The 2,025-nt window shown below is 37.0% G+C and carries 3 protein-coding genes; 1 reads left to right on the top strand and 2 read right to left on the bottom strand.

Annotation, left to right across the window (positions count from 1 at the left end):
* On the top strand, positions 1–566 hold a 566-nt coding region (locus ACKI2P_RS03080; RefSeq protein WP_407374902.1), incomplete at its 5' end, for an FAD-binding protein.
* Here ACKI2P_RS03080 and ACKI2P_RS03085 read toward each other — a convergent pair.
* Both ACKI2P_RS03085 and ACKI2P_RS03090 read right to left on the bottom strand, forming a co-directional pair.
* On the bottom strand, positions 559–1,863 hold the full coding sequence (locus ACKI2P_RS03085; protein ID WP_407374904.1) for an amidohydrolase family protein: 1,305 nt from the start codon (positions 1,861–1,863) through the stop codon (positions 559–561). The genes ACKI2P_RS03080 and ACKI2P_RS03085 overlap by 8 nt on opposite strands.
* Before the next feature lie 40 nt (positions 1,864–1,903).
* On the bottom strand, positions 1,904–2,025 hold a 122-nt coding region (locus tag ACKI2P_RS03090; protein WP_407374907.1), incomplete at its 5' end, for a histone-like protein.

Raw genomic sequence — 2,025 nt, forward strand, 5'->3', positions numbered from 1 at the left:
GATCATCCAGCCTCAAAAACCTGTTTGGAGCAGGAGAAGTCTGCGGAGGAGTTCACGGCGCAAACCGTCTGGGAGGAAACGCACTGGCAGACACCCAAGTGTTTGGAAAAATCTCAGGTCAAAGCGCATCCGAAGCTGCAAAGGACAGTGAACTTAAAAGCAACGATGAGCAAGTTGAACTTGAAGCTTCCAGAATTGAAGGATTAATCAAAAAAGGAACAATAAAACCACAGGAATTCAAAAACAGAATCAAGTCATTAATGTGGGAAAAAGTAGCTATCGTTCGTGATGAGGAAACACTGAATGAAGGACTTAAAGAATTGCTTGAAATGCAAAAAGAACTTGAAAACCTGGATGTCAGTGACAATAAACAGTACAATAACGATTTGGTAACCGCCCTTGAAGTAATAAATATGGTTGAAATCTGTATTCTAACCGTAAAGTCTGCAATATTGCGTAGAGAAAGTAGGGGAGCACACTTCAGATCTGATTTCCCTGAAACAAAAGACGAATGGAAAAAGAGTATTGTACAAAATAAAAAAGAAATAAAATTTGAAGCTAGATAGCTTCTTTTAAACTTTTTATAGCTTCACGAGCCTTTTCATAGATTTCTAGCTCATCCAAAACGGTTAATTTCTTATTTTCCATTAATATTTTACCGTTACAGATGGTGGTATCTACATTAGAACCGTTTGCTGAGTAAATTACATTGGATGTCAATGTGGAACTGTCCGGAACCATGTTGGCAGAATTTGTGTCAATTAAGATGATATCTGCTTTTTTACCTACCTCAATAGAACCAATCTCATCATCAAGGCCTAAAGCTTCAGCACCCTTAATGGTACCCATTGCAATAGCTTCATGAGAATTCAATACATTAGGGTCGAGAGTTGATACCTTCTGAAGTAAGCTGGCGGTTTTTAACTCTTCAATTAAATCTAAATTATTGTTTGAAGAAGCACCGTCAGTACCTATTGAAACACATATTCCATTTTCAATCAGTTTGGAAACCGGAGCAATTCCTGAAGCCAGTTTCATGTTACTGCATGGATTGTGGGAAACCTTCACACCATTTTTCTTGATGATTTCTATTTCCTCGTCGCTTAGCCATACGCTGTGTGCAGCAACTACGTCAGGACCTAAAAATCCAATCTTGTCCAAATATTCAAATGGCCTGAGTCCTTTCTCAGCACTGACATCCTCAATTTCCTTTTGGGTTTCGGAAACGTGTATGTGAATGCCCATATTGTATTCATCAGCCAATTGACGGGTCCTGATTAACAGTTCCTCTGAAGCTGTATACGGTGAGTGAGGGCCAAAGAATACCTTGATTCTTCCGTCAGCCATGCCGTTGCAGTTCTTGAATAATTCCAAGTTTTCGTTCAATTCAGCTTCCCTTTTTTCCGCATCGCCAAAGTCAATCATTCCGTAGGATAAAACAGCCCTTAAACCTGCCTCATCAACTGCACGGGCAACATCTTCCATATAAAAATACATGTCGGAAAATGTTGTTGTTCCTGATTTAATGAGTTCTACCGCTCCCAAAAGAGCGCCTATGTAACAATAATCACCATTGAGGTTAGCTTCCATCGGCCATATATGATCATTGAGCCAGCTGTCCAAACTTAAATCATCCGCTAAACCTCTAAATAAAGTCATTGATAAATGAGTATGAGTATTAATAAATCCCGGAAGTAAAATCTTTCCTTCCGCATCGATTATCTTATCAGCGTTACTTTCATCGATTTCTTCTGAAATTTCTGCGATTAAATCATTTTTAATTAAAAGAGATTGTTTTTTTTCTTCAAAATTATTTGGGTTTAAAATTACTGCATTCTTAATCAAAATAGTATTATCTGACATAATAACACCTTAAAAAAATAAAAAAAAGTTAAAAACTTATTTATAAGTTTTTAATTGCTAATTTAATATCTTCTGCTTTAATAGTTTTACGTTTTGCGATTTTAGCAACTTGGTTAGCTTCTTTAGCAACATCACGAGCAACTTCTTCTAAGTATGCAGCTA

It is taken from the genome of Methanobrevibacter sp. (assembly GCF_045541095.1).
GTDB lineage: Archaea > Methanobacteriota > Methanobacteria > Methanobacteriales > Methanobacteriaceae > Methanocatella.